This is a genomic window from Pseudomonas sp. G5001, from assembly GCF_013385475.1.
In the GTDB taxonomy this organism is placed as follows: Bacteria; Pseudomonadota; Gammaproteobacteria; order Pseudomonadales; family Pseudomonadaceae; genus Aquipseudomonas.
Genome location: NZ_JACAPZ010000005.1, coordinates 43,806 through 67,092, shown reverse-complemented (window position 1 = coordinate 67,092; position 23,287 = coordinate 43,806). Strand labels below are relative to the sequence as shown.

The 23,287-nt window shown below is 60.9% G+C and carries 24 protein-coding genes; 14 read left to right on the top strand and 10 right to left on the bottom strand.

Going from position 1 to position 23,287, the window contains the following annotated elements:
- Positions 1-2 precede the first annotated feature (2 nt).
- On the top strand, positions 3-1,286 hold the full coding sequence (locus HX805_RS01665; protein ID WP_177116538.1) for a cytochrome c: 1,284 nt from the start codon (positions 3-5) through the stop codon (positions 1,284-1,286).
- 54 nt (positions 1,287-1,340) lie between these two features.
- Here the strand turns inward: HX805_RS01665 and HX805_RS01660 are convergent, their stop codons facing one another.
- Positions 1,341-1,592, bottom strand: a complete 252-nt coding sequence (locus HX805_RS01660) for a hypothetical protein (protein WP_087694556.1) — start codon at positions 1,590-1,592, stop codon at positions 1,341-1,343.
- A 221-nt stretch (positions 1,593-1,813) separates the two neighbouring features.
- On the opposite strand from HX805_RS01660, the gene HX805_RS01655 reads away from it, so the two are divergent.
- The 3 genes from HX805_RS01655 to HX805_RS01645 all read left to right on the top strand — a co-directional run bounded on the left by HX805_RS01655 (position 1,814) and on the right by HX805_RS01645 (position 5,433).
- Positions 1,814-2,872 (top strand): PA0069 family radical SAM protein, encoded by a 1,059-nt coding sequence (locus tag HX805_RS01655; protein ID WP_003214861.1) that lies wholly within the window; start codon positions 1,814-1,816, stop codon positions 2,870-2,872.
- 196 nt (positions 2,873-3,068) lie between these two features.
- Positions 3,069-3,800 (top strand): carbonic anhydrase, encoded by a 732-nt coding sequence (locus HX805_RS01650; RefSeq protein WP_003214859.1) that lies wholly within the window; start codon positions 3,069-3,071, stop codon positions 3,798-3,800.
- An 85-nt stretch (positions 3,801-3,885) separates the two neighbouring features.
- Entirely contained in the window at positions 3,886-5,433 is a 1,548-nt protein-coding gene (locus tag HX805_RS01645) for a SulP family inorganic anion transporter (RefSeq protein ID WP_008439613.1), read from the top strand.
- A gap of 129 nt (positions 5,434-5,562) precedes the next feature.
- Here HX805_RS01645 and HX805_RS01640 read toward each other — a convergent pair whose 3' ends face one another.
- Complete coding sequence (locus tag HX805_RS01640) at positions 5,563-6,210, bottom strand: hypothetical protein (protein WP_003214855.1); 648 nt, start codon at positions 6,208-6,210, stop codon at positions 5,563-5,565.
- Positions 6,211-6,578: 368 nt separating this feature from the next.
- On the opposite strand from HX805_RS01640, the gene coxB reads away from it, so the two are divergent.
- The 4 genes from coxB (at position 6,579) to HX805_RS01620 (ending at position 10,970) form a co-directional block, all read left to right on the top strand.
- Positions 6,579-7,706 (top strand): cytochrome c oxidase subunit II, encoded by a 1,128-nt coding sequence (gene coxB, locus HX805_RS01635; protein WP_003214854.1) that lies wholly within the window; start codon positions 6,579-6,581, stop codon positions 7,704-7,706.
- A 58-nt stretch (positions 7,707-7,764) separates the two neighbouring features.
- Entirely contained in the window at positions 7,765-9,354 is a 1,590-nt protein-coding gene (ctaD, locus tag HX805_RS01630; protein WP_008439614.1) for a cytochrome c oxidase subunit I, read from the top strand.
- A gap of 141 nt (positions 9,355-9,495) precedes the next feature.
- Positions 9,496-10,047: a cytochrome c oxidase assembly protein gene (locus HX805_RS01625; protein WP_102367829.1), complete on the top strand. Its 552-nt coding sequence runs from the start codon at positions 9,496-9,498 to the stop codon at positions 10,045-10,047.
- 35 nt (positions 10,048-10,082) lie between these two features.
- Positions 10,083-10,970, top strand: a complete 888-nt coding sequence (locus HX805_RS01620) for a cytochrome c oxidase subunit 3 (RefSeq protein WP_003214849.1) — start codon at positions 10,083-10,085, stop codon at positions 10,968-10,970.
- 6 nt (positions 10,971-10,976) lie between these two features.
- On the opposite strand, the gene HX805_RS01615 is transcribed toward HX805_RS01620, so the two are convergent.
- On the bottom strand, positions 10,977-11,180 hold the full coding sequence (locus HX805_RS01615) for a twin transmembrane helix small protein (RefSeq protein ID WP_010168612.1): 204 nt from the start codon (positions 11,178-11,180) through the stop codon (positions 10,977-10,979).
- An 84-nt stretch (positions 11,181-11,264) separates the two neighbouring features.
- Between HX805_RS01615 and HX805_RS01610 the strand changes: the two genes are divergently transcribed.
- The 5 genes from HX805_RS01610 to HX805_RS01590 are packed head-to-tail and all read left to right on the top strand — an operon-like array spanning position 11,265 to position 15,182.
- A complete protein-coding gene (locus HX805_RS01610; RefSeq protein WP_177116537.1) occupies positions 11,265-12,008 on the top strand; it encodes an SURF1 family protein in 744 nt (247 codons plus the stop codon).
- Entirely contained in the window at positions 11,974-12,573 is a 600-nt protein-coding gene (locus HX805_RS01605; RefSeq protein ID WP_177116536.1) for a hypothetical protein, read from the top strand. The genes HX805_RS01610 and HX805_RS01605 overlap by 35 nt, the downstream gene beginning before the upstream one ends.
- Positions 12,574-12,583: 10 nt before the next feature.
- A complete protein-coding gene (locus tag HX805_RS01600; RefSeq protein ID WP_177035394.1) occupies positions 12,584-13,663 on the top strand; it encodes a heme A synthase in 1,080 nt (359 codons plus the stop codon).
- Complete coding sequence (cyoE, locus tag HX805_RS01595; RefSeq protein WP_003214839.1) at positions 13,651-14,550, top strand: heme o synthase; 900 nt, start codon at positions 13,651-13,653, stop codon at positions 14,548-14,550. The genes HX805_RS01600 and cyoE overlap by 13 nt, the downstream gene beginning before the upstream one ends.
- Positions 14,547-15,182, top strand: a complete 636-nt coding sequence (locus HX805_RS01590) for an SCO family protein (RefSeq protein ID WP_003214837.1) — start codon at positions 14,547-14,549, stop codon at positions 15,180-15,182. Before cyoE ends, HX805_RS01590 begins: the two co-directional genes overlap by 4 nt.
- A 212-nt stretch (positions 15,183-15,394) precedes the next feature.
- Here the strand turns inward: HX805_RS01590 and HX805_RS01585 are convergent, their stop codons facing one another.
- The 3 genes from HX805_RS01585 to HX805_RS01575 are packed head-to-tail and all read right to left on the bottom strand — an operon-like array spanning position 15,395 to position 17,901.
- Entirely contained in the window at positions 15,395-16,168 is a 774-nt protein-coding gene (locus HX805_RS01585; protein ID WP_003214835.1) for a MetQ/NlpA family ABC transporter substrate-binding protein, read from the bottom strand.
- 51 nt (positions 16,169-16,219) lie between these two features.
- On the bottom strand, positions 16,220-16,894 hold the full coding sequence (locus tag HX805_RS01580; RefSeq protein WP_003214831.1) for a methionine ABC transporter permease: 675 nt from the start codon (positions 16,892-16,894) through the stop codon (positions 16,220-16,222).
- The gene (locus HX805_RS01575) at positions 16,894-17,901 is read right to left on the bottom strand and encodes a methionine ABC transporter ATP-binding protein (protein WP_003214829.1); all 1,008 of its coding nucleotides are present in this window, start codon (positions 17,899-17,901) and stop codon (positions 16,894-16,896) included. Before HX805_RS01575 ends, HX805_RS01580 begins: the two co-directional genes overlap by 1 nt.
- 268 nt (positions 17,902-18,169) lie before the next feature.
- Here HX805_RS01575 and katE point away from each other — a divergent pair, with 268 nt between their 5' ends.
- On the top strand, positions 18,170-20,311 hold the full coding sequence (gene katE, locus HX805_RS01570) for a catalase HPII (RefSeq protein WP_177054066.1): 2,142 nt from the start codon (positions 18,170-18,172) through the stop codon (positions 20,309-20,311).
- A 112-nt stretch (positions 20,312-20,423) separates the two neighbouring features.
- Here katE and HX805_RS01565 read toward each other — a convergent pair whose 3' ends face one another.
- Genes HX805_RS01565 through HX805_RS01550 form a run of 4 tightly spaced genes read right to left on the bottom strand, consistent with a single transcriptional unit; the run spans position 20,424 to position 23,229 of the window.
- Entirely contained in the window at positions 20,424-21,143 is a 720-nt protein-coding gene (locus HX805_RS01565) for a PA5502 family lipoprotein (protein ID WP_003214825.1), read from the bottom strand.
- A gap of 37 nt (positions 21,144-21,180) precedes the next feature.
- Positions 21,181-21,969 (bottom strand): zinc ABC transporter permease subunit ZnuB, encoded by a 789-nt coding sequence (gene znuB / locus HX805_RS01560; protein WP_003214823.1) that lies wholly within the window; start codon positions 21,967-21,969, stop codon positions 21,181-21,183.
- Positions 21,962-22,747 (bottom strand): zinc ABC transporter ATP-binding protein ZnuC, encoded by a 786-nt coding sequence (gene znuC, locus HX805_RS01555; RefSeq protein ID WP_008439630.1) that lies wholly within the window; start codon positions 22,745-22,747, stop codon positions 21,962-21,964. Before znuC ends, znuB begins: the two co-directional genes overlap by 8 nt.
- The gene (locus HX805_RS01550; RefSeq protein ID WP_003214819.1) at positions 22,747-23,229 is read right to left on the bottom strand and encodes a Fur family transcriptional regulator; all 483 of its coding nucleotides are present in this window, start codon (positions 23,227-23,229) and stop codon (positions 22,747-22,749) included. The genes znuC and HX805_RS01550 overlap by 1 nt, the downstream gene beginning before the upstream one ends.
- Between the last annotated feature and the right edge of the window lie 58 nt (positions 23,230-23,287).

The window sequence follows — 23,287 nt, the reverse complement described above, 5'->3', positions numbered from 1 at the left end:
CCATGAAAGCATTTGTTATCGCGTCCCTGGCTTTGTTCAGCAGCTGCTCGGTGAGTGCGGCTGAAACCGATCTGGTCAAACAGGGTGAATACCTGGCGCGCGCCGGTGACTGCGTGGCCTGCCACACCGCCAAGGGCGGCAAACCGTTCGCCGGTGGCCTGCCGATGGAAACCCCGATCGGCACCATCTACTCCACCAACATCACCCCGGACAAAACCGGCCTGGGCGACTACAGCTTCGAAGACTTCGACCAGGCCGTGCGCCATGGCGTCGCCAAGAACGGTAGTACGCTTTACCCGGCGATGCCCTACCCGTCTTACGCGCGGGTCAGCGAAAGCGACATGCAGGCGCTGTACGCGTACTTCATGAAGGGCGTGGAGCCGGTGGCGCAGGTGAACAAGGACAGCGACATTCCCTGGCCGTTGAGCATGCGCTGGCCGTTGGCCGGATGGCGCTGGATGTTTGCGCCCAAGGTCGAGGACTACAAGGCCCAGGCGGGCGCCGATCCGGTGATCAGCCGTGGCGCGTATCTGGTGGAAGGCCTCGGCCACTGCGGCGCTTGCCACACACCACGGGCCCTGACCATGCAGGAAAAATCCCTGAGTGCGTCGGATGGCAGCGCTTTCCTGTCCGGCAGTGCGCCGCTGGAAGGCTGGATTGCCAAAAGCCTGCGGGGCGACCACAAGGACGGCCTGGGTAGCTGGAGCGAAGACCAACTGGTGCAATTCCTCAAGACCGGGCGCAGTGATCGCAGCGCGGTGTTTGGCGGCATGAGCGACGTTGTGGTCCACAGCATGCAGTACATGTCGGAAGAGGATCTGACGGCTATCGCCCGTTACCTCAAGAGCTTGCCGGCGGTGGATCCCAAGGATCAGCCGCACCAGTACGACAAGCAGGTCGCCGATGCGCTGTGGAAGGGTGATGACAGCAAGCCGGGTGCCTCGGTGTACATCGACAACTGCGCGGCGTGCCACCGTACCGACGGCCACGGCTACACCCGCGTGTTCCCGGCGCTGGCGGGCAACCCGGTATTGCAGACGGCGGATGCGACGTCGCTGATCAACATCGTGTTGAACGGCGGCACGTTGCCGGCGACGCATACGGCACCTTCGACCTTCACCATGCCGGCGTTTGCCTGGCGGCTGTCGGATCAGGAAGTGGCGGATGTCGTCAGTTTCGTTCGGGACAGTTGGGGTAATAAGGGAGAGACTGTAAAGGCTTCGCAAGTGAAAGACTTGCGAAAAGATGCAGTAACTACCGAAGCTGATCAAACTTCAGAGAAGTAGTGTCAGTTGCCAGGTTTATAGTTTTATATATAAGCCTGGCAACTAGCCGATCAATTATCGAGGGGCGCAGGTTTTTACAAAGCTATTCGCCATGTTCAGGAAGATGGTCTTGTCCTGTTCATCGAAGTCGCCGTCGTTATCCAGGTCGGTGGTGGAGGATGTGGTGTCGTAGTGCCCGTCCCTGTTGGAGGAAGAGGCATACATGGCGTAGGACAGTTTACCGTCGGTAAAGCGCTCCATTAATACTTCCGGGCTGTTATCTTTTTCAAAGTCTTCGCATGTAAAGCGTAGTTCATCCTGAGACATAAATATCCTGTAGGTGGTAATGAGTTAAGTTGTGATCATAGCGATGTGTTAATAACTTTATCCATGTCACATATGTCGCGATTTATTTCTTGTTTGGTTACATGTAGGAAGGTGTCATTCCGTTCGTGCGAAGGTCGATGCTAGACCGCGCCGCCCAGTGGTGCTGGTGAAAAGCGATCTTCTCGAATACTGTATATGGATACAGTTTATGAGGTCTGACTATGAATGTCCCTTTGCCGCCTCGCGGGCGCGGCACGGCCACCAACCTGCACAACCGTTTTGCGCCCACCGTCAGCGTGGCGGAAGACGACGGTTGGTATCAGGAAGTGCCACAGACCCAGGGCACCGAAGTCCGTATCGAAACCGCGAAAACCATCATTACCCGCAACAGCTCGCCGGATATCCCGTTTGACCGGGCGATCAACCCGTATCGCGGCTGCGAGCATGGTTGTATCTACTGCTATGCGCGGCCCAGCCACGCGTATTGGGACCTGTCGCCGGGGCTGGACTTCGAAACCAAGCTGATCGCCAAGACCAACGCCGCCGACGTGCTTGAGCAGCAACTGTCGAAACCGGGCTACACCTGCGCGCCGATCAACCTGGGCTCCAACACCGACCCGTACCAGCCCATCGAGCGCGAGTACAAGATCACCCGGCAAACCCTCGAAGTGCTGCTGCGCTACCGTCATCCGGTGACGATCATTACCAAGGGCTCGCTGATCCTGCGGGACCTCGACCTGCTGACCGAGCTGGCGCAGCAGCGGCTGGTGGCGGTGATGATCAGCCTCACCAGCCTGGACGATGAACTCAAGCGCATCCTCGAACCGCGCACGGCTGCACCCAAGGCCCGGCTGCGGGCGATCCGGGTGATGCGTGAGGCGGGGATCCCGGTGGGCGTGCTGTGTTCGCCGATGATCCCGATGATCAACGACAGCGAGCTGGAAAGCCTGCTGGCCGAAGCTCATGCCGCGGGGGCACAAAGCGCGGCGTACATGATGCTGCGTTTGCCTCTGGAGGTGGCGCCGCTGTTTGAGGAATGGCTGGCGGCCCATTACCCGCAGCGCGCGGCCCATGTGATGAGCCTGGTGCGGCAGGTGCGCGGCGGTGAGGTCTACGACAGCCGCTTCGGTGTACGCATGCGTGGCGAAGGGCCGTTTGCCGATTTGCTGGCGCAACGTTTCGCCAAGGCGATCAAACGATTGGGGCTCAACCGGCGGGAAGGGTTTAATCTGGATTGCACGGCGTTTTGTCCGCCGGGCAGACAGATGGCATTATTGTAAACTGCTGGATAAGCGTACTTTTCTGTAGGAATAGTCGCGTTTTGATATCACTGAAAGCCCCGATCTAGAGCGGCTCATTCAGTTTGAGTTAAGTTTCGGCGGGTACCTTGTTCATCGAGTGACTAATGAGTCGGCGCTTCAGTTTGGGCGCCGGCCGCACTGGAAAACTCCCCTGCTCCAACCAAGAGGATGAATTATGAGTGACAAGGATAAACAGCCGTTGGCTGCGTCGGCTTCAGCCCCTCACGAGGCGGAATCCGCCGATGCAGCGCTGCAGCACATCGTTGAAGGCTTTTTGCATTTCCATAACGAGATCTTCCCCCAGCAGGAAGAGCTCTTCAAAAAACTCGCCACGGCCCAGAGCCCGCGGGCGATGTTCATTACCTGCGCCGACTCGCGCATTGTTCCCGAGCTGATCACCCATAGCTCCCCTGGGGATTTGTTCGTGACCCGTAACGTCGGTAACGTCGTGCCGCCTTATGGGCAGATGAACGGCGGTGTTTCAACGGCTATCGAGTACGCGGTACTGGCCCTTGGTGTGCAGCACATCATCATTTGCGGCCACTCCGACTGCGGCGCCATGCGCGCGGTGCTCAACCCCCAAAGCCTGGAAAAAATGCCCACGGTAAAGGCCTGGCTGCGCCACGCCGAGGTCGCCAAGACCATGGTCCAGGACAACTGCGATTGCGCCAACGAACACGAAAGCATGCACGTGCTGACCGAAGAAAACGTGATCGCCCAACTGCAGCACCTGCGCACTCATCCCTCCGTGGCCTCGCGCATGGCCAACGGGCATTTGTTTATCCATGGCTGGGTCTACGACATCGAGACCAGCGAAATCAGGGCCTACGATGCGGATCAGGCAGCGTTCCTGCCCTTGAACGGTACCCAGCCGATTCCATCCGCGACGCCTAAAGCGCGCTTCTAAAACAATCCCCTGTCGGGTAACGCGATGGCTGCCGTTCGAGCAGCCAGGCCTTGCCACGCCCGGCGAATGCCTCGGGAGAGTCATTATGCGTGCTGCTCAATTGAAAGCTGTGCTGCCACGGGAGCTGCTGGCTTCCGTGGTTGTGTTTCTGGTCGCCCTGCCGCTGTGCATGGGGATCGCCATCGCGTCCGGAATGCCTCCGGCCAAAGGCTTGATCACCGGCATCATCGGTGGCCTGGTGGTCGGTTGGCTGGCGGGGTCGCCGTTGCAAGTCAGCGGTCCGGCGGCAGGTTTGGCGGTGTTGGTGTTCGAACTGGTTCGCCAGCATGGCATGGCCATGCTCGGGCCGATCCTGTTGCTGGCGGGCTTCCTGCAATTGGTGGCCGGGCGTTTGCGCCTGGGCTGCTGGTTCCGCGTGACTGCGCCTGCAGTGGTGTACGGGATGCTGGCGGGGATCGGGGTGCTGATTGTCCTGTCGCAAGTACACGTGATGCTCGACGGTGTGCCAAAGCCCTCGGGGCTGGATAACCTTGCCGGCTTCCCTGCGGCACTGATCCAGGCGATCCCCACATTGGGCGGCGGGCTCGGCTGGCAGGCCGGTTTGCTCGGGCTGTCGACGATTATGGTGATGTGGCTGTGGGACAAGTTCCGCCCGCAAAAGCTGCGCTTCGTCCCCGGCGCCCTGCTCGGCGTGGGTTTGGCGACAGTCACCAGCCTGGTGCTGGCGTTGCAGGTCAAGCGGGTGGAGGTGCCGGAAAATCTCGCGGATGCCATCGATTGGCTGCGCCCCAGCGACCTGCTTAACCTGGCGGATCCCAATCTGTTGATCGCGGCCTTCGCCGTGGCATTTATCGCCAGCGCTGAAACGCTGCTTTCGGCGGCGGCAGTCGACCGTATGCACAGTGGCCAGCGTTCCGACTTCGACAAGGAATTGTCGGCACAAGGCGTGGGCAACATGCTGTGTGGCCTGGTCGGCGCCCTGCCGATGACCGGTGTGATCGTGCGCAGTTCGGCCAACGTCCAGGCCGGCGCTACCACGCGTTTGTCGGCGATGTTCCACGGCTTGTGGCTGCTGGCGTTCGTGCTGTTGCTGTCCAGTGTGCTGCAAAGCATTCCGGTGGCAAGCCTGGCGGGTGTGCTGGTGTACACCGGGATCAAGCTCGTGGACATGAAGGCGTTTCGTGGCCTGGCGCGCTACGGGCGAATGCCGATGTTTACCTACGCGGCGACGGCGCTGGCGATCATCTTTACCGACCTGCTGACGGGTGTGTTGGTGGGCTTCGGGTTGACGCTGGTGAAGCTGGCGTTCAAGGCCTCACGCTTGAAGATAAGCCTGATCGACCTGCCGCAGGAGGGCGAGATGGAGCTGCGATTGACGGGGGCCGGGACCTTTCTCAAGGTGCCTGCATTGACCCAGGTGCTGTCGACGGTGCCCGCCGGGACCACCTTGCATGTGCCGCTCAGTAACCTGAGTTATATCGACCACTCCTGCCTTGAACTATTGGAGGAATGGGGTCGGGCCAATGCGGCCAAGGGCTCGAAGCTGATGATCGAGGCGCGGGGGTTGAAGCGCAGGTTGGAGGGGCGGGTAAGAACGACGACCGGAATAGGCTCGGCGCCGTCTGTTGGCTGACGAAACCGGATCAAAATGTGGGAGCGGGCTTGCTCGCGAAGGCGCAGTGTCAGTCACTGAATGTGTTTCTGATACACCGCTTTCGCGAGCAAGCCCGCTCCCACATTGGATCTTTGCAAGCCGGCAAATCTAAGCTGGCTGGTCCAGCTCAAGACCCACGCCCAACTGCCGCGACAGGCACGGCCAGCGCTTCCACGCCGCTTCCGTGTCCGGGCTCTTGAGCTTGTCGCGGTAGGCTTCGACCGACTCCAGCGCAAAACTCTCTTCGTTAAGCATCTCATCCACCGCGTGGTGCACCGCCTCATCCAGCTGATTGGCAAACGCCTCGCCGATCAATTGGTGGGCAATCACGTTCGCCACAGTGGTATCCAGCGGAATCAACGGCTGGCCGAAGTGCTTGATATACAGATCGTTGACCTCTTCCACCAGGCGATGCGCCAGGTAAGCCTCATCCAGCAAACCGTCCAGGCCTTCATGCCCGGCCAGGATCGCCGGCGGCTGCAGGAAGAAATGCTCGGCGATTTTCAGCACCGGTTTGATCTGGCTTTCAATACCGGCTTCGCGGGCGACATCGTTGGCCGCGTCCAGCAGATCGGGGACCTGGTCGATGTAGGCGCTTACAAAACGCGTCATCACGCCCTTGGCGTCGACGTCAGGCACGGAAATCGCCGGGTGCAGGTGCGGTAACTGGACTTCCAGCTGCTGAGCAAGCTGGCCAGTGCTGGATTCGTGTTGATGGGCACGGGAAATCTGCTCGCGCAATGCGGCGGTGTTCATGAAAGCTCCAGTGATGCAGGCGTAGGAAATAGGGAGAGCATAAGGTAGCTCGTTTATACGAGAGCCTAAGACGCATTTGTCATAATTATTTCATGGTTATGCGCTGGCGTTATATCAAATTGCCATCGTTCGTCGGATAACGCGCGCCACCGGTCCTGTTGTGTGGTCCGTTTCCTCATTTTCGTTCATTTGCCCGTTCACATTGCGGGGTGGCGGTCGCTGTCTATACTCGATTTTGTACGCAATTAGCTGATGACGCCCGACTGCATGAGCAGGCAAGGCCTGGCGGTTGTAAGCAGTATGGAAGCCGCTCCCTTGGCCGCAGGTGCAAACCGGCGGGATAACAAGAATGATAAGGGGAACCCGCAATGACGCGACATCCACATGTTTGGATGGGCCTCCTGTTGTGGTCAGTATTCGGCCAGGCGCAAGCCGCCTGGACAACGAATATGGCGCCAGGGGCCACTGAAGTCAGTCACGCCGTGTTTGACCTGCACATGACCATTTTCTGGATTTGTGTGGCGATTGGCATCGTCGTGTTTGGCGCGATGTTCTGGTCGATGATCGTTCACCGGCGCTCCACGGGACAGGTGGCAGCCAAGTTCCACGAGAGTACGACGGTGGAGATTCTCTGGACCGTGGTGCCCTTGCTGATCCTGGTGGCGATGGCCATTCCGGCCACCAAGACGCTGATCAACATCTACGACAGCACTGAGTCGGATATCGATATCCAGGTCACCGGCTACCAGTGGAAGTGGCATTACAAATACCTGGGCCAGGATGTCGAGTTCTTCAGCAACCTGGCCACGCCCGCCGAGCAGATCCATAACCAGGCCGTCAAAGGCGAGCATTACCTGTTGGAAGTCGACCAGCCGCTGGTGTTGCCGGTGGGCGCCAAGGTGCGTTTCCTGGTGACCGCTGCGGACGTGATTCACTCCTGGTGGGTGCCGGCGTTTGCGGTGAAGCGTGATGCGATTCCCGGCTTCGTCAACGAGGCCTGGACCCGCATCGAAAAGCCCGGCATCTATCGCGGCCAGTGCGCTGAACTGTGCGGCAAGGACCACGGCTTCATGCCCATCGTGGTGGAGGTCAAATCCAAGGCCGACTACGACACCTGGCTCGGCGAGCGTAAGGAAGAGGCCGCCAAGCTCAAGGAGCTGACCTCCAAGGAATGGACCCTGGATGAGCTGGTGGCTCGTGGCGACAAGATCTACCACACCACCTGCGTCGCCTGTCACCAGGCCGAAGGCCAGGGCCTGCCGCCGATGTTCCCGGCGCTCAAGGGCTCGCCGATTGCCACCGGGCCCAAGGAAGACCACCTGCACCGCGTGTACTTCGGCAAGCCCGGCACCGCCATGGCGGCGTTCGGCAAGCAACTGTCGGAAGTCGATATCGCGGCGGTCGTGACCTATGAACGTAACGCCTGGGGCAACAACAAAGGCGACATGGTCACACCTAAAGACGTGCTGGCTCTGAAACAGGCGGAAAGCAAATGACTTCCTTCATTGCATATTCCCTGAACCGTCCCGCCCACTCGTTCGCAGGAGAAAGGCCATGAGCGCTGTGATCGATGACCACGGTCATGCCGGTGACCACGCTCACGGCCCCGCCAAGGGCCTGATGCGTTGGGTACTGACCACCAACCACAAAGACATCGGCACGATGTACCTGTGGTTCAGCTTCTGCATGTTCCTGCTTGGTGGCTCGTTTGCCATGGTGATCCGTGCCGAGCTGTTCCAGCCGGGTTTGCAGATCGTCGAGCCGGCGTTCTTCAATCAGATGACCACCATGCACGGCCTGGTGATGGTGTTCGGTGCGGTGATGCCAGCGTTTGTCGGCCTGGCCAACTGGATGATTCCGTTGATGATCGGCGCGCCCGACATGGCCCTGCCGCGCATGAACAACTTCAGTTTCTGGCTGTTGCCGGCGGCGTTCCTGATGCTGGTTTCCACCCTGTTCATGCCCGGCGGCGGGCCGAACTTCGGCTGGACCTTCTACGCCCCGCTCTCCACCACCTACGCGCCGGAAAGCGTGACGTTCTTCATCTTCGCCATCCACTTGATGGGCATCAGTTCGATCATGGGCGCGATCAACGTGGTCGCCACCATCCTCAACCTGCGCGCTCCCGGCATGACGTTGATGAAAATGCCGCTGTTCGTCTGGACCTGGCTGATCACAGCCTTCCTGCTGATCGCGGTGATGCCGGTGCTGGCGGGCTGCGTGACCATGATGCTGATGGACATCCACTTCGGCACCAGCTTCTTCAGTGCCGCCGGTGGCGGTGACCCGGTGCTGTTCCAGCATGTGTTCTGGTTCTTCGGCCACCCCGAGGTGTACATCATGATCCTGCCGGCGTTCGGTGCCGTCAGCTCGATCATCCCGACCTTCTCGCGCAAGCCGCTGTTCGGCTACACCTCGATGGTGTACGCCACGGCGAGCATCGCGTTCCTGTCGTTCATCGTGTGGGCGCACCACATGTTCGTGGTGGGCATCCCGCTGGTGGGCGAGCTGTTCTTCATGTACGCCACGCTGCTGATCGCGGTGCCCACGGGCGTGAAAGTGTTCAACTGGGTCAGCACCATGTGGCAAGGCTCGCTGACCTTCGAGACGCCGATGCTGTTCGCGGTGGCCTTCGTGATTCTGTTCACCATCGGTGGTTTCTCCGGGCTGATGCTGGCCATCGCCCCGGCGGACTTCCAGTACCACGACACCTACTTCGTGGTGGCGCACTTCCATTACGTACTGGTGCCTGGGGCGATCTTCGGGATCTTCGCCTCGGCCTACTACTGGCTGCCGAAATGGACCGGCCACATGTACGACGAAACCCTGGGCAAGCTGCACTTCTGGCTGTCGTTCGTGGGGATGAACATGGCGTTCTTCCCGATGCACTTCGTAGGGCTTGCCGGCATGCCGCGTCGGGTGCCGGACTACAACCTGCAGTTCGCCGACTTCAACATGGTCTCCTCCATCGGTGCCTTCACCTTTGGCGCGACGCAGATCTTCTTCCTGTTCATCGTCATCAAGTGCATCCGTGGCGGCCCGCCTGCGCCGGCCAAGCCGTGGGATGGCGCCGAAGGGCTGGAGTGGAGCATTCCTTCGCCCGCGCCGTACCACACCTTCACCACGCCACCGGAGGTCAAATGAACACCTCCCTATCCTGTGGGAGCTGGCTTGCCTGCGATGGCATCACTTCGGTGTACCTGAACGACCGAGTTGCCAGCATCGCAGGCAAGCCAGCGCCCACAGAAAGGCCATTCGCAGAACATTCATTCGCAGGTGGCCGCCATGCTTGAGTCCGTGCCTATCAAGCGCCTGGTCACGCGCCTGCTGATCCTGGTGGTGGCGATGTTCGCCTTCGGGTTTGCCCTGGTGCCGATCTACGACGTGATGTGCAAGGCGTTCGGCATCAATGGCAAGACCGCCGGGCAGTACGAAGGCGAGCAGGTGGTGGACCCGACGCGGCAGGTGCGGGTGCAGTTCCTGTCCACCAATGCCATCGATATGGTCTGGGAATTCCACTCCAAGGCCGACGAGGTGGTGGTCAATCCCGGCGCAGTCACCGAGATGCTGTTCGTGGCCTACAACCCCACCGACAAGGCGATGACCGCCCAGGCGGTGCCGAGCATTTCGCCGGCCGAGGCGGCGATGTACTTCCACAAGACCGAGTGTTTTTGCTTCACCCAGCAAGTGCTACAGCCAGGTCAGCGCATAGAGATGCCGGTGCGCTTCATTGTCGACCGCGACATGCCCAAGGATGTGAAGCATTTGACCCTGGCGTACACGCTGTTCGATATCACCGCGCGCCAACCGCCCGTGGCTGTCCATACCGGCGGCTAGGCGTTGCTTGCGGGCTCGATTAGGAGAACGAATACATGTCGACTCATGATACGTACTACGTACCAGCGCAAAGCAAATGGCCAATAATTGCTACGTTGGGGATGCTGATCACGGTGTTCGGATTGGCGACCTGGTTCAACGATTTGAAGGCCGCGCGCCCGGAATCCCACGGCCCGCTGATCTTTTTCGTCGGTGGCTTGCTGCTGGCCTACATGATGTTTGGCTGGTTCGGCGCGGTGATCAAGGAAAGCCGCGCCGGTTTGTACAGTTCACAGATGGACCGCTCCTTTCGCTGGGGCATGACCTGGTTCATCTTTTCCGAAGTGATGTTCTTCATCGCTTTTTTCGGTGCGCTGTTTTATGTGCGGCACATGTCGGCGCCGTGGTTGGCGGGCGAAGGCCACAAGGGCATCGCGCACATGCTGTGGCCGAACTTTGAATTTGCCTGGCCGCTGCTGAACAATCCCGACCCGAAAATGTTTCCGGCGCCCAAGGGCACCATCAGCCCGTGGGGCTTGCCGCTGATCAACACGATCTTGCTGGTCAGCTCCAGCGTGACCATCACTATCGCCCACCATGCCTTGCGCAAAGGCCATCGCGGCGCACTGAAGATCTGGCTGGCGATCACCGTGTTGCTGGGTTGGGCGTTTCTCGGGTTTCAGGCCGAGGAATACATCCATGCCTATAAGGAGTTGGGCCTGACCCTGGGTTCCGGCGTGTACGGCGCGACCTTCTTCATGCTCACCGGCTTCCACGGTGCCCACGTGACCATCGGCACGATCATTTTGTTTGTGATGCTGATGCGCATCCTGAAGGGGCATTTCAACAACGAACACCAGTTCGGGTTCGAGGCGGCCAGTTGGTATTGGCACTTTGTGGACGTGGTGTGGATCGGGCTGTTTTTCTTCGTTTACGTGCTTTGAGGTGTTTCACCAGGGCGCATGAGATACCAGCTGGCCGCTGAAGAAACCCCAGGTGATCAACCCCAGGGTGATCACGGCCAGCACCACACGCACGGTCAAGGCAGTGACGAGGCGGTTGGAGTTGCCCTCGTCCTTGACCAGGAAGAACAAGCCACTGAACAGGCTCACGACGGTAGCAATCAGCATCAGGGCAATGGCTGCTTTGAGCATGGTGGGCTCCGGGGCTCTTTTTTGGAGGGGGCGAGCAATGAGATTCAGTATAGCCAGCGCAGCACCGACCTCTGCGGCAATGCCATGAAACCCTTTCGCCCCGGTATTGCGCCGACGCTGGTGGTACTCGTGCTGCTGCCGTTACTGGTATTTCTCGGCTTTTGGCAGCTGTCTCGCGGTCACGAAAAACAGGCGCTGCTGGACACTTACGCCGAGCGCCGCGCTGCCGAGCCCATGAGCAGTACGCAACTGCAGGCCACCGAAGATCCGGCGTTCCGTCGTGTGCATCTGCGCGGGCAGTTCGATGCCGAGCACAGCGTGTTGCTGGATAACCGCTTTCGCGACGGCAAGGTCGGTGTGGAGCTACTGCAACCTTTCCATGATCAGGCCAGCGGCGAGTGGCTGTTGCTCAATCGTGGCTGGCTGCCCTGGCCGGACCGCCGTGCACCACCGGTTTTCACCACTCCCGAACAACTGCTGAATCTCGATGCCTGGGTCTATGTGGCGCCTGGCGAGACCTTCCAGTTGCATGCCGATCCGGCGGGCGCACAGTGGCCACGATTGCTGACCGCGCTGCATCCCGAGGCGTTGTGGGCCGAGTTGGGTCGCAGCGGATTCGCCCATGAAGTGCGGGCTGAAGCGGGCCCTGGCACTTTCGAAACCAGCTGGCCCGTGGTCGCCATGGGCCCGGAAAAACACCTGGGCTATGCCGTGCAGTGGTTCGCCATGGCGGTGGCGCTGTTCGGCCTTTACCTCTACCTCGGATGGCACAACACAAAAAAGGAGAAGCGCCATGGGAGCGGCCATGAATCCACTCAACATGTCTGACACGCCGGCAGCGCTCAATCGGCGCAAGGGCCGCTGGCAACTGATCCTGATCCTGCTGATGGTGGTCGGCCCGATGGTGCTCGCCACCTTTATGTACAAATTGCAGTTCTGGGTGCCGGACAGCCGCAGTTACCACGGCGAGATGATCGGCAATGGCCAGACCCGTGCCGACATTGGCGTGCAGGCTGACGAAGACCGCTGGCAACTGCTGGTCACCGCGCCCACCGCCTGCGCCGCCGACTGCCAGCAACTGGTGTACCTCGCACGCCAACTCCAGATCGGCCTGGGCCGTGATGCCTCCCGCGCCAGCCACGCCCTGGCTAGTGCGCAGCCGGTCAGCACCGCGTATGACGCCAAACTCAAGGCCGAATACCCGCAACTGCAACGCTATTCCCTGGACCTGTCGACCTTCAACAAAGACGCCGCCGCCCAAGGCAGCGGCGATGCCCAGCTGTGGATCGTCGACCCCCACGGCAACCTGGTGCTGCGCTACGACGCCCGGGTCAAGGGCAAGGACCTGCTCAACGACCTGCGCCTGCTGCTGAAACTGTCGAACATCGGATAAGGACACCGTCATGGCCAAACCTGGATTTCGCCTCGCGCTGTTTGCCACCCTGCTGGCCCTGATCGTGGTGCTGCTGGGCGCCTATACCCGCCTCACCCACGCGGGCCTCGGTTGCCCGGACTGGCCGGGTTGTTATGGCTTTATCAGCGTGCCAAAAAGCGAAGCCCAGCTGGCCCATGCCGAACTGCATTACCCGGACACGCCGGTCGAGGCGGACAAGGGCTGGAACGAGATGACCCACCGTTACTTCGCCGGCACCCTCGGGCTGTTGATCGTGCTGCTGGCGGCGCGCGCCTGGACCCATCGGCATCATCCGGGCCAGCCGTTAAAGCTGCCGTTGTTCCTGTTGGCGGTGGTGTTCGCCCAGGCAGCGTTTGGCATGTGGACGGTGACGCTGAAGCTCTGGCCGCAAGTGGTCACCGGGCATTTATTGGGCGGGTTTGCGACGTTGAGCCTGCTCTTCTTGCTGACGCTGCGATTGTCCGGCGTATTGCCGGCGCTGATCGTGCCCAGGCGTTTGCAGTATTGGGCGACGGCCGGGCTGGTGCTGGTGATCGGCCAGATCGCGCTGGGTGGATGGGTCAGCTCCAACTACGCAGCCGTGGCGTGTATCGACCTGCCGACCTGTCACGGGCAATGGTGGCCGGCGGCGGATTTCGCCAATGGCTTTCACCTCACCCAGCATATCGGCCCCAATTACCTCGGCGGGCAACTGGACAGTGATGCGCGCACGGCGATTCACCTCACCCACCGGATTGGCGCGCTGCTGGTCACTGTCGTGTTGCTGGGCCTGGCCTGGCAGCTCAAGGTGGTCGGCATGACCCGCCTGGCGGGCCTGTTGCTGATCGCCCTGACGGCGCAACTCTGCCTGGGCCTGAGTAACGTGTACTTCCACCTGCCGCTGCCGGTTGCGGTCGCGCATAACGCCGGCGGCGCGGCGTTGCTGCTGACGCTGGTGCTGGTCAATTACCACGCCCGCACCAGCCTGGTTCGGGTGCGACATCAGTTGCCGTTCGGCTGGCGCTTCAGCCCGCGTAAACACGTGTCGGGCCTCATAACCATTAAAGGAGAGATGCCATGGCGACCTTGATCAGCGAGCGTCACAGCCAGGCGATCTGGCGTGACTATCTGGAGCTGACCAAGCCAAAAGTGGTGGTGCTGATGCTCATCACCTCGCTGGTGGGCATGTTCCTCGCCACCCGCGCCGGGGTACCGTGGCCGGTGCTGATTTTCGGCAACCTGGGGATCGCGCTGTGTGCCGGCGGCGCGGCGGCGGTCAACCATGTGGTGGACCGGCGCATCGATGCGCTGATGGCGCGTACCCATAAGCGCCCGCTGGCGGAAGGGCGCGTATCGCCTGTGGCGGCGCTTGTTTTTGCGATGGTGCTGGCGGTGGCCGGGCTGGCGCTGTTGCTGGCGTTCACCAATCCGCTGGCCGCCTGGCTGACGCTGGCTTCACTGTTGGGCTACGCCGTGATCTACACCGGTTTTCTCAAGCGTGCGACGCCGCAGAACATCGTCATCGGTGGGCTGGCTGGCGCCGCGCCGCCGTTGCTGGGTTGGGTTGCCGTCACTGGCCACGTCAGCGCCGAGCCGTTGCTGCTGGTGCTGATCATCTTCGCCTGGACCCCGCCGCACTTCTGGGCCCTGGCGATTCACCGCAAGGAGGAATACGCCAAGGCCGACATCCCGATGCTGCCCGTGACCCACGGCGAGCACTACACCAAGGTGCATATCCTGCTCTACACCTTCGCCTTGCTGGCGGTCAGCCTGATGCCCTATGTCATCCACATGAGCGGCATGCTGTACCTGGTGTGCGCACTGGTTCTGGGCGGGCGCTTTCTGCAATGGGCCTGGGTGCTGTACCGTGGCAGTCGGCCGCACGCGGCGATCAACACCTTCAAGTACTCTATCGGGTACCTGTTCATGCTGTTTATCGCCCTGCTCGTAGACCATTACCTATTGTTGAACCTATGACTCGAACTCAAAAAACTGTCTTCATTCTGGTGGCCATTGTCGCGTTGATCATGGGCCTGACCGTCAACAAAGTACTGAGTGGCAAAGGCCAGGGCGACCCGACGGCCTTGATCGATGCCGGCATCATCCTGCTGCCGCAAAGCCGCCAGTTGCCGCCGGTGACCATGACCAACCAGGACGGCCAGCCGGTGGTGGTCAACGAGCTGAAAGGCAAGTGGAGCGTGCTGTTCTTCGGCTACACCTTCTGCCCGGACATCTGTCCGACCACCCTCGCCCAGCTGCGGCAGATCAAGAGCGAGCTGCCCAAGGACGTTGTGGATAAGTTGCAGGTGATTTTGGTCAGCGTTGACCCGAACCGCGATACACCGGCGCAGCTCAAGCAGTACCTGGGCTACTTCGATCCACAGTTCGAGGGCTTGACCGGTGCGAATGTGGACGATGTGCAGAAGGTTTCGAATGCGGTGAGCATTCCGTTTATTCCGGCAGACACCAGCAAGCCCAACTACACTGTCGACCACAGCGGCAACCTTGCGCTGATCGGTCCGGATGGAACGCAACGCGGGTTTATCCGGGCGCCGTTGAACAACCAGAAGCTGGTGGCGCAGTTCCCGGGGTTGTTGCAGCGTAAATAAGCTTGCCGACCATTTTCTGAGCGACACAAATCAAATGTGGGAGCGGGCTTGCTCGCGAAGGCGGTGTGTCAGTCAACAGATGTATCGACTGAACCACCGCCTTCGCGAGCAAGCCCGCTCCCACATTGGTTTGGATCGTTCCCACGCTCTGCGTGGGAATGCCCCACTGGACGCTCTGCGTCCGCTTTTTCGATCGGGGTTTCGGCCTTGGATCAGAACGCCGGCAGGATCGCGCCTTTGTACTTCTCAAGAATGAACGCTTTCACTTCCGGGGTGTGCAGGGCTGCTACCAGCTTCTTCACCGCGTCCGAATCCTTGTTGTCTTCGCGGGTCACCAGGATGTTCACGTAAGGCGAGTCGTTGCCTTCAATCACCAGTGCGTCCTTGGACGGGTCCAGCTTGGCTTCCAGGGCGTAGTTGGTGTTGATCAGCGCCAGGTCGACCTGGGTCAGCACGCGCGGCAGGGTGGCGGCTTCCAGTTCGCGGAATTTCAGACCTTTCGGGTTTTCAGTGATGTCCTTGATGGTCGACAGGATGTTGGTCGGGTCCTTCAGGGTGATCAGGTTGTGCTTGGCCAGCAGCAACAGCGCACGGCCGCCGTTGGTGGCGTCGTTCGGGATCACGACGTTGGCGCCGCTTGGCAGGTCTTCCAGCTTCTTGTACTTGCTGGAGTAGGCGCCCAGAGGCTCCAGGTGCACAGCGCCAACGCTCACCAGGTGAGTGCCCTTGGCTTTGTTGAACTCATCCAGGTACGGCTGGTGCTGGAAGAAGTTGGCGTCCAGGCGCTTTTCGGCTACCTGTACGTTTGGCTGAACGTAGTCGGTGAAGACTTTGACCTGCAGGTCCACGCCTTCCTTGGCCAGAGCCGGCTTCACGAATTCGAGGATTTCAGCGTGCGGCACCGGGGACGCGGCCACGGTGAGGGTTTCGGCGGCGTGGGCGGAGAACGCGGCAACGGCGGCGAAAGCAACCAGTAGTTTTTTCATTCAACAAGCTCCTTGTTCGGGAATTGGCCGGCTTAACGCCGGCAATAGCCGTTATTTTCGAGAAAAGTGCACCACCAGCTTGTCGCCGACGGTTTGCAGAATTTGTACCAGGATCAGCAGCAGCACCACGGTGACCACCATCACGTCGGTCTGGAAGCGCTGATAACCGAAGCGGATCGCCAAGTCACCCAGGCCACCGGCACCCACTACACCGGCCATGGCCGTGTAGGAAACCAGTGTAATCGCCGTCACCGTAATCGCCGCGAAGATGCCGGGGCGGGCTTCGGGCAGCAACGCGTTGGTAATGATCTGGCGAGTGGTCGCGCCCATGGCCTGGGTCGCTTCGATAATCCCGCGGTCCACTTCACGCAGCGCGGTTTCCACCAGGCGCGCAAAGAACGGCGTGGCACCCACCACCAGTGGCGGAATTGCACCGGCAACACCCAGCGAGGTGCCGGTGATCAGCACCGTGAACGGGATCATTACGATCAACAGGATAATGAACGGCAGCGAACGCAGGATGTTCACCACCAGCGACAACAGCGCATAAACATTCTTTTGCTCGAACAGCTGACGCGGGCTGCACAGGAACAGCAGCACGCCCAACGGCAAGCCCAGCAATACGGTGAACAGCAGCGAGCCGAACAGCATGGTCATGGTGTCGCCGGTGGCGAGCAGGATTTCCGACCAGTCGATGTTCGAGAAAAAGCTCAAGAGGATTTCCATTAGCGCAGCACCTCCATATGGACGTCTGCCGCGGTGAAGGCGGCGAAGGCGGCCTCCATGTCACCGCCGGTGACGGCGAGGGTCAGTTGCCCGTAGGGAATGTCTTTGATGCGGTCGATACGACCGGCGAGGATGCTGTAGTCCACACCCGTGTCGCGGGCGACGGTACCCAGCAGCGGCGCGTAGGTCGCTTCGCCCTGGAACGTCAGTCGCACGATGCGCCCCGGTACATGGGCGAAGTCATCACGCTGTTCGCCTTCGTCGACTTGCTCGGATTCCTGCACGAAGCGCTTGGTGGTCGGGTGCTTGGGGTGCAGGAATACGTCGGCGACGGTGCCTTGCTCGACGATCACGCCGGCGTCCATCACGGCCACGTGGTCGCACACGCGGCGGATCACGTCCATTTCATGAGTGATCAGCACGATAGTCAGCTTCAGCTCGCGGTTGATCTCGGCCAGCAGTTGCAGGACCGAGGCCGTGGTCTGCGGGTCGAGGGCGCTGGTGGCTTCGTCGCACAGCAGGATTTTCGGCTTGGTGGCCAGGGCGCGGGCGATGCCGACGCGCTGCTTCTGGCCGCCAGACAACTGCGCCGGGTACTTCTTGGCATGGTCGGACAGGCCGACCCGCGCCAGCAATTCGGCCACGCGCAGGTCGATTTCCTTGCGGGAAAGTTCGCCCGCGAGGGTCAGCGGCAGCGCCACGTTGTCGGCAACGGTCTTGGATGCCAGCAGGTTGAAGTGCTGGAAGATCATCCCGACCTGTTGCCGGAAACGGCGCAGGCCGTTGGCGTCGAGGGCGGTGACTTCTTCGTCATCGACCTTGATCTGGCCGCCGCTGGGTTGCTCCAGGCGGTTGATCAGACGCAGCAAAGTACTTTTTCCCGCACCGGAATGGCCGATCAGACCAAACACCTGGCCATTTTCGACGCGCAGGTTGGTGGGATGCAGTGCGGGGATATCCTTACCGGCGACCCGGTAGGTTTTATGGACGTTATGAAACTCGATCACGTAGCGAACCTTGTGGGGCGCATTAAAAAGGGATCAGCGGTTAGCCGGGCGCGCATTTTAGCCTGTCCGTATAGCGTTTCTTAGCATTTATTTCTCATCCGACCAGCGATTTGGCAATAACGCGATCAAAGGTCATAAAAAAGGAACGGTACAAAACCGTGTCAGTCACTACATAAGCAACTCGAAACTCCCAGGTGCCGTGCCTGGGGTTTTGCTCAAGAAGAGCCGGGGATCGCTCTGGCCTACGCAAACGAGGAGTTTTTGTCTGATGAGTACTAAAAAGCCAGTTACCCCGCCCAAGAGCGAACTTGCGGGCACCGACACTCTGGACCGTGGCAACACCAACGCCAAGCTGCAAAGCCTGGAAACATTCCGCTCCGACGCGACGGGCCAGGCACTGCGCACCAACCAGGGCGTGAAGGTTTCCGATAACCAGAACAGCTTGAAGGTCGGCTCCCGTGGCCCATCGCTGCTGGAAGACTTCATCATGCGTGAAAAAATCACGCACTTTGACCATGAGCGGATCCCGGAACGTATCGTTCATGCTCGGGGTACCGGTGCCCATGGTTATTTCCAGACCTATGAAAATCATTCGGCGCTGAGCAAGGCCGGGTTCCTGCGTAACCCGGAACATAAAACCCCGGTATTTGCGCGCTTCTCCACGGTTCAGGGCCCACGCGGCTCCGGCGATACCGTGCGTGACGTGCGTGGGTTTGCTGTGAAGTTCTTCACCGACGAAGGCAACTTCGACCTGGTGGGCAACAACATGCCGGTGTTTTTCATTCAGGACGCGATCAAGTTTCCTGACTTCGTGCATGCGGTAAAACCTGAGCCCCACAACGAGATTCCTACCGGCGGCTCGGCCCACGATACGTTCTGGGATTTTGTCTCGCTGCAGCCGGAGTCGGCGCACATGGTGATCTGGGCCATGTCTGACCGGGCGATCCCGAAAAGCCTGCGAACCATGCAGGGGTTTGGCGTGCACACCTTCCGCCTGGTGAATGCCGAGGGCAAATCCAACTTCGTCAAATTCCACTGGCGGCCTACCGTCGGCACCTGCTCCCTGGTGTGGGACGAGGCGCAGAAGCTGGCGGGCAAAGACACGGACTTCCACCGTCGTGACCTGTGGGAATCCATTGAAAGTGGCGATTACCCGGAGTGGGAATTGGGCGTGCAGATCATCGCCGAAGAGGACGAGCATAAGTTCGACTTCGATATTCTCGACCCGACCAAGCTGATCCCCGAAGAGCTGGTGCCGATCACGCCGCTGGGCAAGATGGTGCTCAATCGCAACCCGGACAACTACTTCGCCGAGACCGAGCAAGTGGCGTTCTGCCCGGGGCATATCGTGCCGGGCATCGACTTCTCCAATGACCCGCTGCTGCAAGGCCGTCTGTTTTCCTACACCGATACGCAGATCAGCCGACTCGGCGGGCCGAACTTTCACGAGTTGCCGATCAACCGTCCGGTAGCGCCGTTCCATAACGGCCAGCGCGATGCCATGCACCGCACCACCATCGACAAGGGCCGCGCGTCCTACGAGCCGAACTCGATTGATGGCGGCTGGCCGAAAGAAACTCCGCCTGCGGCGCAGGACGGTGGTTTTGAGACGTATCCGGAGCGCATTGATGCCCACAAGATCCGTGAGCGCAGCGAGTCGTTCGGTGATCACTTCTCCCAGGCGCGCTTGTTTTTCCGCAGCATGAGCAAGCACGAGCAGGAGCACATCATCGCCGCCTACAGCTTTGAACTGGGCAAGGTGGAGCGTGAGTTTATTCGCGCTCGCCAGGTGAATGAGATCCTCGCCAACATCGACTTGGAACTGGCCAAGCGTGTGGCGCAGAACCTGGGCTTGCCAGCACCGACTAAAGGTACGGTGCCAGAGCGCAAGACGTCTCCGGAACGCTCGCCAGCGTTGAGCCAGGCCAATTTGCTGTCGGGTGATATCAAGACCCGCAAGGTGGCGATTCTGGCGGCGAACGGTGTTGATGGTGCGGCGATTGATGCCTTGAAGAAGGCGCTTGAGGCCGCAGGTGCGCATGCGAAGTTGCTGGGGCCTACCTCGGCGCCGGTAACGACGGCGGATGGCAAGAGCCTTCCGGTGGACGCTTCCATGGAAGGCTTGCCTTCGGTGGCGTTCGATGCGGTGTTTGTGCCGGGTGGCGCCAAGTCGGTTCAGGCGTTGAGCGCTGATGGTGTGGCGTTGCATTACCTGCTGGAGGCCTACAAGCACTTGAAAGCAATTGCCCTGGCCGGTGAGGCGAAGCAGTTGCTGGATGTGCTGAAGCTTGAGGCGGATGCGGGCTTGATTGTGGGCGGCGACGCGAAGGCGTTTAAGGCGTTCTTTGCGGCGATTGCCCAGCATCGGGTCTGGGATCGGGAGCCGAAGGCTAAAGCTGTTCCGGCTTAAGGTATCGGTCGTTTGTTAGATCGCCTTCGCGAGCAAGCCCGCTCCCACATTTGACCGCATTCCAAAGTTGGAACTCGGTTAAATGTGGGAGCGGGCTTGCTCGCGAATGGCGTTATTCAGTCTTACGCGGAATCAGCACGACCTGCGCCGGAACCTTCTTCAGGATCTGCCGGTGAATCTTCAGGTCATACCCCGAATCGATGCGCTTCACCCGTTTGGTCAGCAACGTGGCCAGCCATGGGTAATCTTCGGTGCGCGGCGCCTGGATGCTCACATCGCACTGGTAATTCACCACATCGGTGGCGATCTCATCCAGTTGATGGCGCAGTGCCTCGATATCGGTGAGGTTCAGCGCAACCGTAGTGCTTGGCGCTGCCGGGTCGATGACCTTGGCCGGCGGCTTGGCTTCGGCGGCTTTCAGGGCGGCCTCGGCTTTGTCCAGCTCGACTTTACGGGCATGGGCGATCGCACTGTTGACGCCACCGGTCAGCGCCGGAGCCTTGGGCATCAATGCCCGTGCGCGGCTCAGGGCCGTCGCGGCAGCGTTGACATCACCCTTTTGCAGGACGATCTGGCTGCGCTGCAAATAGGCTTCGGCCAGTTGGCGCTGATAAGGCTCCAGCGCCGGGTCGTTGGGCGACTGGGCCTGCAAGGCGGCCAGCTCGTCTTCGGCGGTGGCCAGTTCACTGCTGGCGAGGTTTTGCTCCAGCTGTGCGATGGCCGCAGCACGTGCGTCCGGCGCCTGGGGGGCGGCGGGCGGGGTGCTTTGGCAGGCGCCCAGCAGCAAGGAAAATGCGGCAAGGAGCAGATAACGGGCGTTGAACAGCTTCATTCCTGCGACTCTCTAATTGCGCAAAAAGCGAGCAAGTCTACACCCCACGACGGGGCAGGACAAAACTCAGCAGAAACAGGGCGGCCGCCGTGACCACAATCGACGGCCCGGCCGGGGTGTCCTTGAACCAGGACAGCGCCAGGCCACCACACACCGCGAGCATCCCCAGAAGGCTGGCGCCGAGCGCCATTTGCTCCGGCGAGCGGGCGTGACGCTGGGCCGCAGCAGCCGGGATGATCAGCAGCGATGTGATCAACAATACGCCGACAATCTTCATCGCGACAGCGATCACCACGGCGATCAGCAGCATCAGGGTCATGCGCAGCGCCGCCACGGGCAAGCCTTCGACGGTGGCCAGTTCTTCGTGAACGGTGATCGCCAGCAGCGGGCGCCACAGCGTCACCAGCAGCACCAGCACTGCCGCGCTGCCGCCTAGAATCCACGCCAGGTCGGTGGGGCTGATCGCCAGCAGGTCGCCGAACAGGTAGGCCATCAGGTCGATGCGCACTTCATGCATGAAGCTCAGCACCACCAGGCCCAGGGACAAGGTGCTTGGGGCCAGGATGCCCAGCAGGGTATCGGAGGCCAGAGGCTGACGCTGTTGCAGGGTCACCAGCAGCACAGCCAGCAGCAGGCAGCCGACGGTGACGGCAATGGTCGGGCTCACATCCAGCAGAAATCCCATGGCCACGCCCAGCAGCGCAGCGTGTGACAGGGTGTCGCCAAAATAGGCCATGCGCCGCCAGACCACGAACGAGCCCAGTGGGCCCGCCACCAGCGCCAGAGCCAAGCCTGCCAGCAGGGCGTAGAGCAGAAAATCAGCCATGCTTGCAGCTATCTCCATGAACGTGGGTGTGGGATGCGGTGGAGTCATCGACTACGGCGCCATGCAGGTCATGGGCGTGGTCGTGATGGTGGTGGTAGATCGCCAGGCTCTGGGCGTTCTTGCCGAACAGCTCGACGAAAGCCGGGTCACCGCTGACCTGTTCCGGGTGGCCGGAGCAGCACACGTGGCGATTGAGGCACACCACTTGGTCGGTGGTGCTCATCACCAGGTGCAGGTCGTGGGAGACCATCAGCACGCCGCAACCATGGCGGTCCCGCAGGCGGGTGATCAGGCTGTACAGCTCGGCCTGGCCGGCGACGTCGACGCCCTGTACGGGTTCATCCAGTACCAGCAATTCCGGCTCGCGCAGCAGGGCGCGGGCCAGCAGCACTCGCTGCATTTCGCCGCCGGAGATGCTTTGCACCGGGCTGTCGATCACCTGTTCGGCGCCCACTTCCTTGAGGGCGGACTGTGCGCGGGCACGGTCGACACCGGGCACCAGGCGCAGGAAGCGCAGCACCGAGAGGGGCAAGGTCGGGTCCACATGCAGCTTCTGCGGCATGTAGCCGACCCGCAGCCTCGGCTTGCGCCACACGCTGCCGCTGTCGGGCTTGAGCAGGCCGAGTACGGCGCGCACCAGGGTGGTCTTGCCGGCACCGTTGGGGCCGATCAGCGTGACGATCTGACCTGGCTCGACGCTCAGGGCGATGTTGTCCAGCACGTTTTGCCCGGCGAACGTGACCCCGACCTGCTCCAGGCGGATTAACGCAGTGCTCATCAAGCCCCCTGGCAGCCCGAGCACACACCGACGACTTCGACGGTTTGCCCTTCGACCTTGAAGCCGACGTCGCCGGCGCTCTTGATGATGCTGTCGCTGATGCTTTTTTGCTCAAGTTCGATGGCGGCGTGGCACTCGCGGCAAATCAGGAACTGGCCCTGGTGCGCGTGTTCCGGGTGGTTACAGCCGACAAAGGCGTTGAGCGATGAGATGCGGTGCACCAGGCCGTTGTCCAGCAGGAAGTCCAGCGCGCGGTACACCGTGGGCGGCGCGGCGCGGCGGCCGTCCTGCTCGCTGAGCACGCCGAGGATGTCGTAGGCACCCAGCGGCTTGTGGCTTTGCCACACCAGCTCCAGCACCCGGCGACGCAGGGCGGTCAGGCGCAGCCCTTGGCGCGCGCACAGTGCGTCGGCCTCTGACAGTGCGCTGTGCACGCAGTGAGAGTGGTCATGGGGACGGCTGGCAAGCGGTGTTTTAGGCATGAGCGGCGACAGATATTTGTGAGAGACGTTATTATGTTACCTGTTCCTGCCTCCTTGA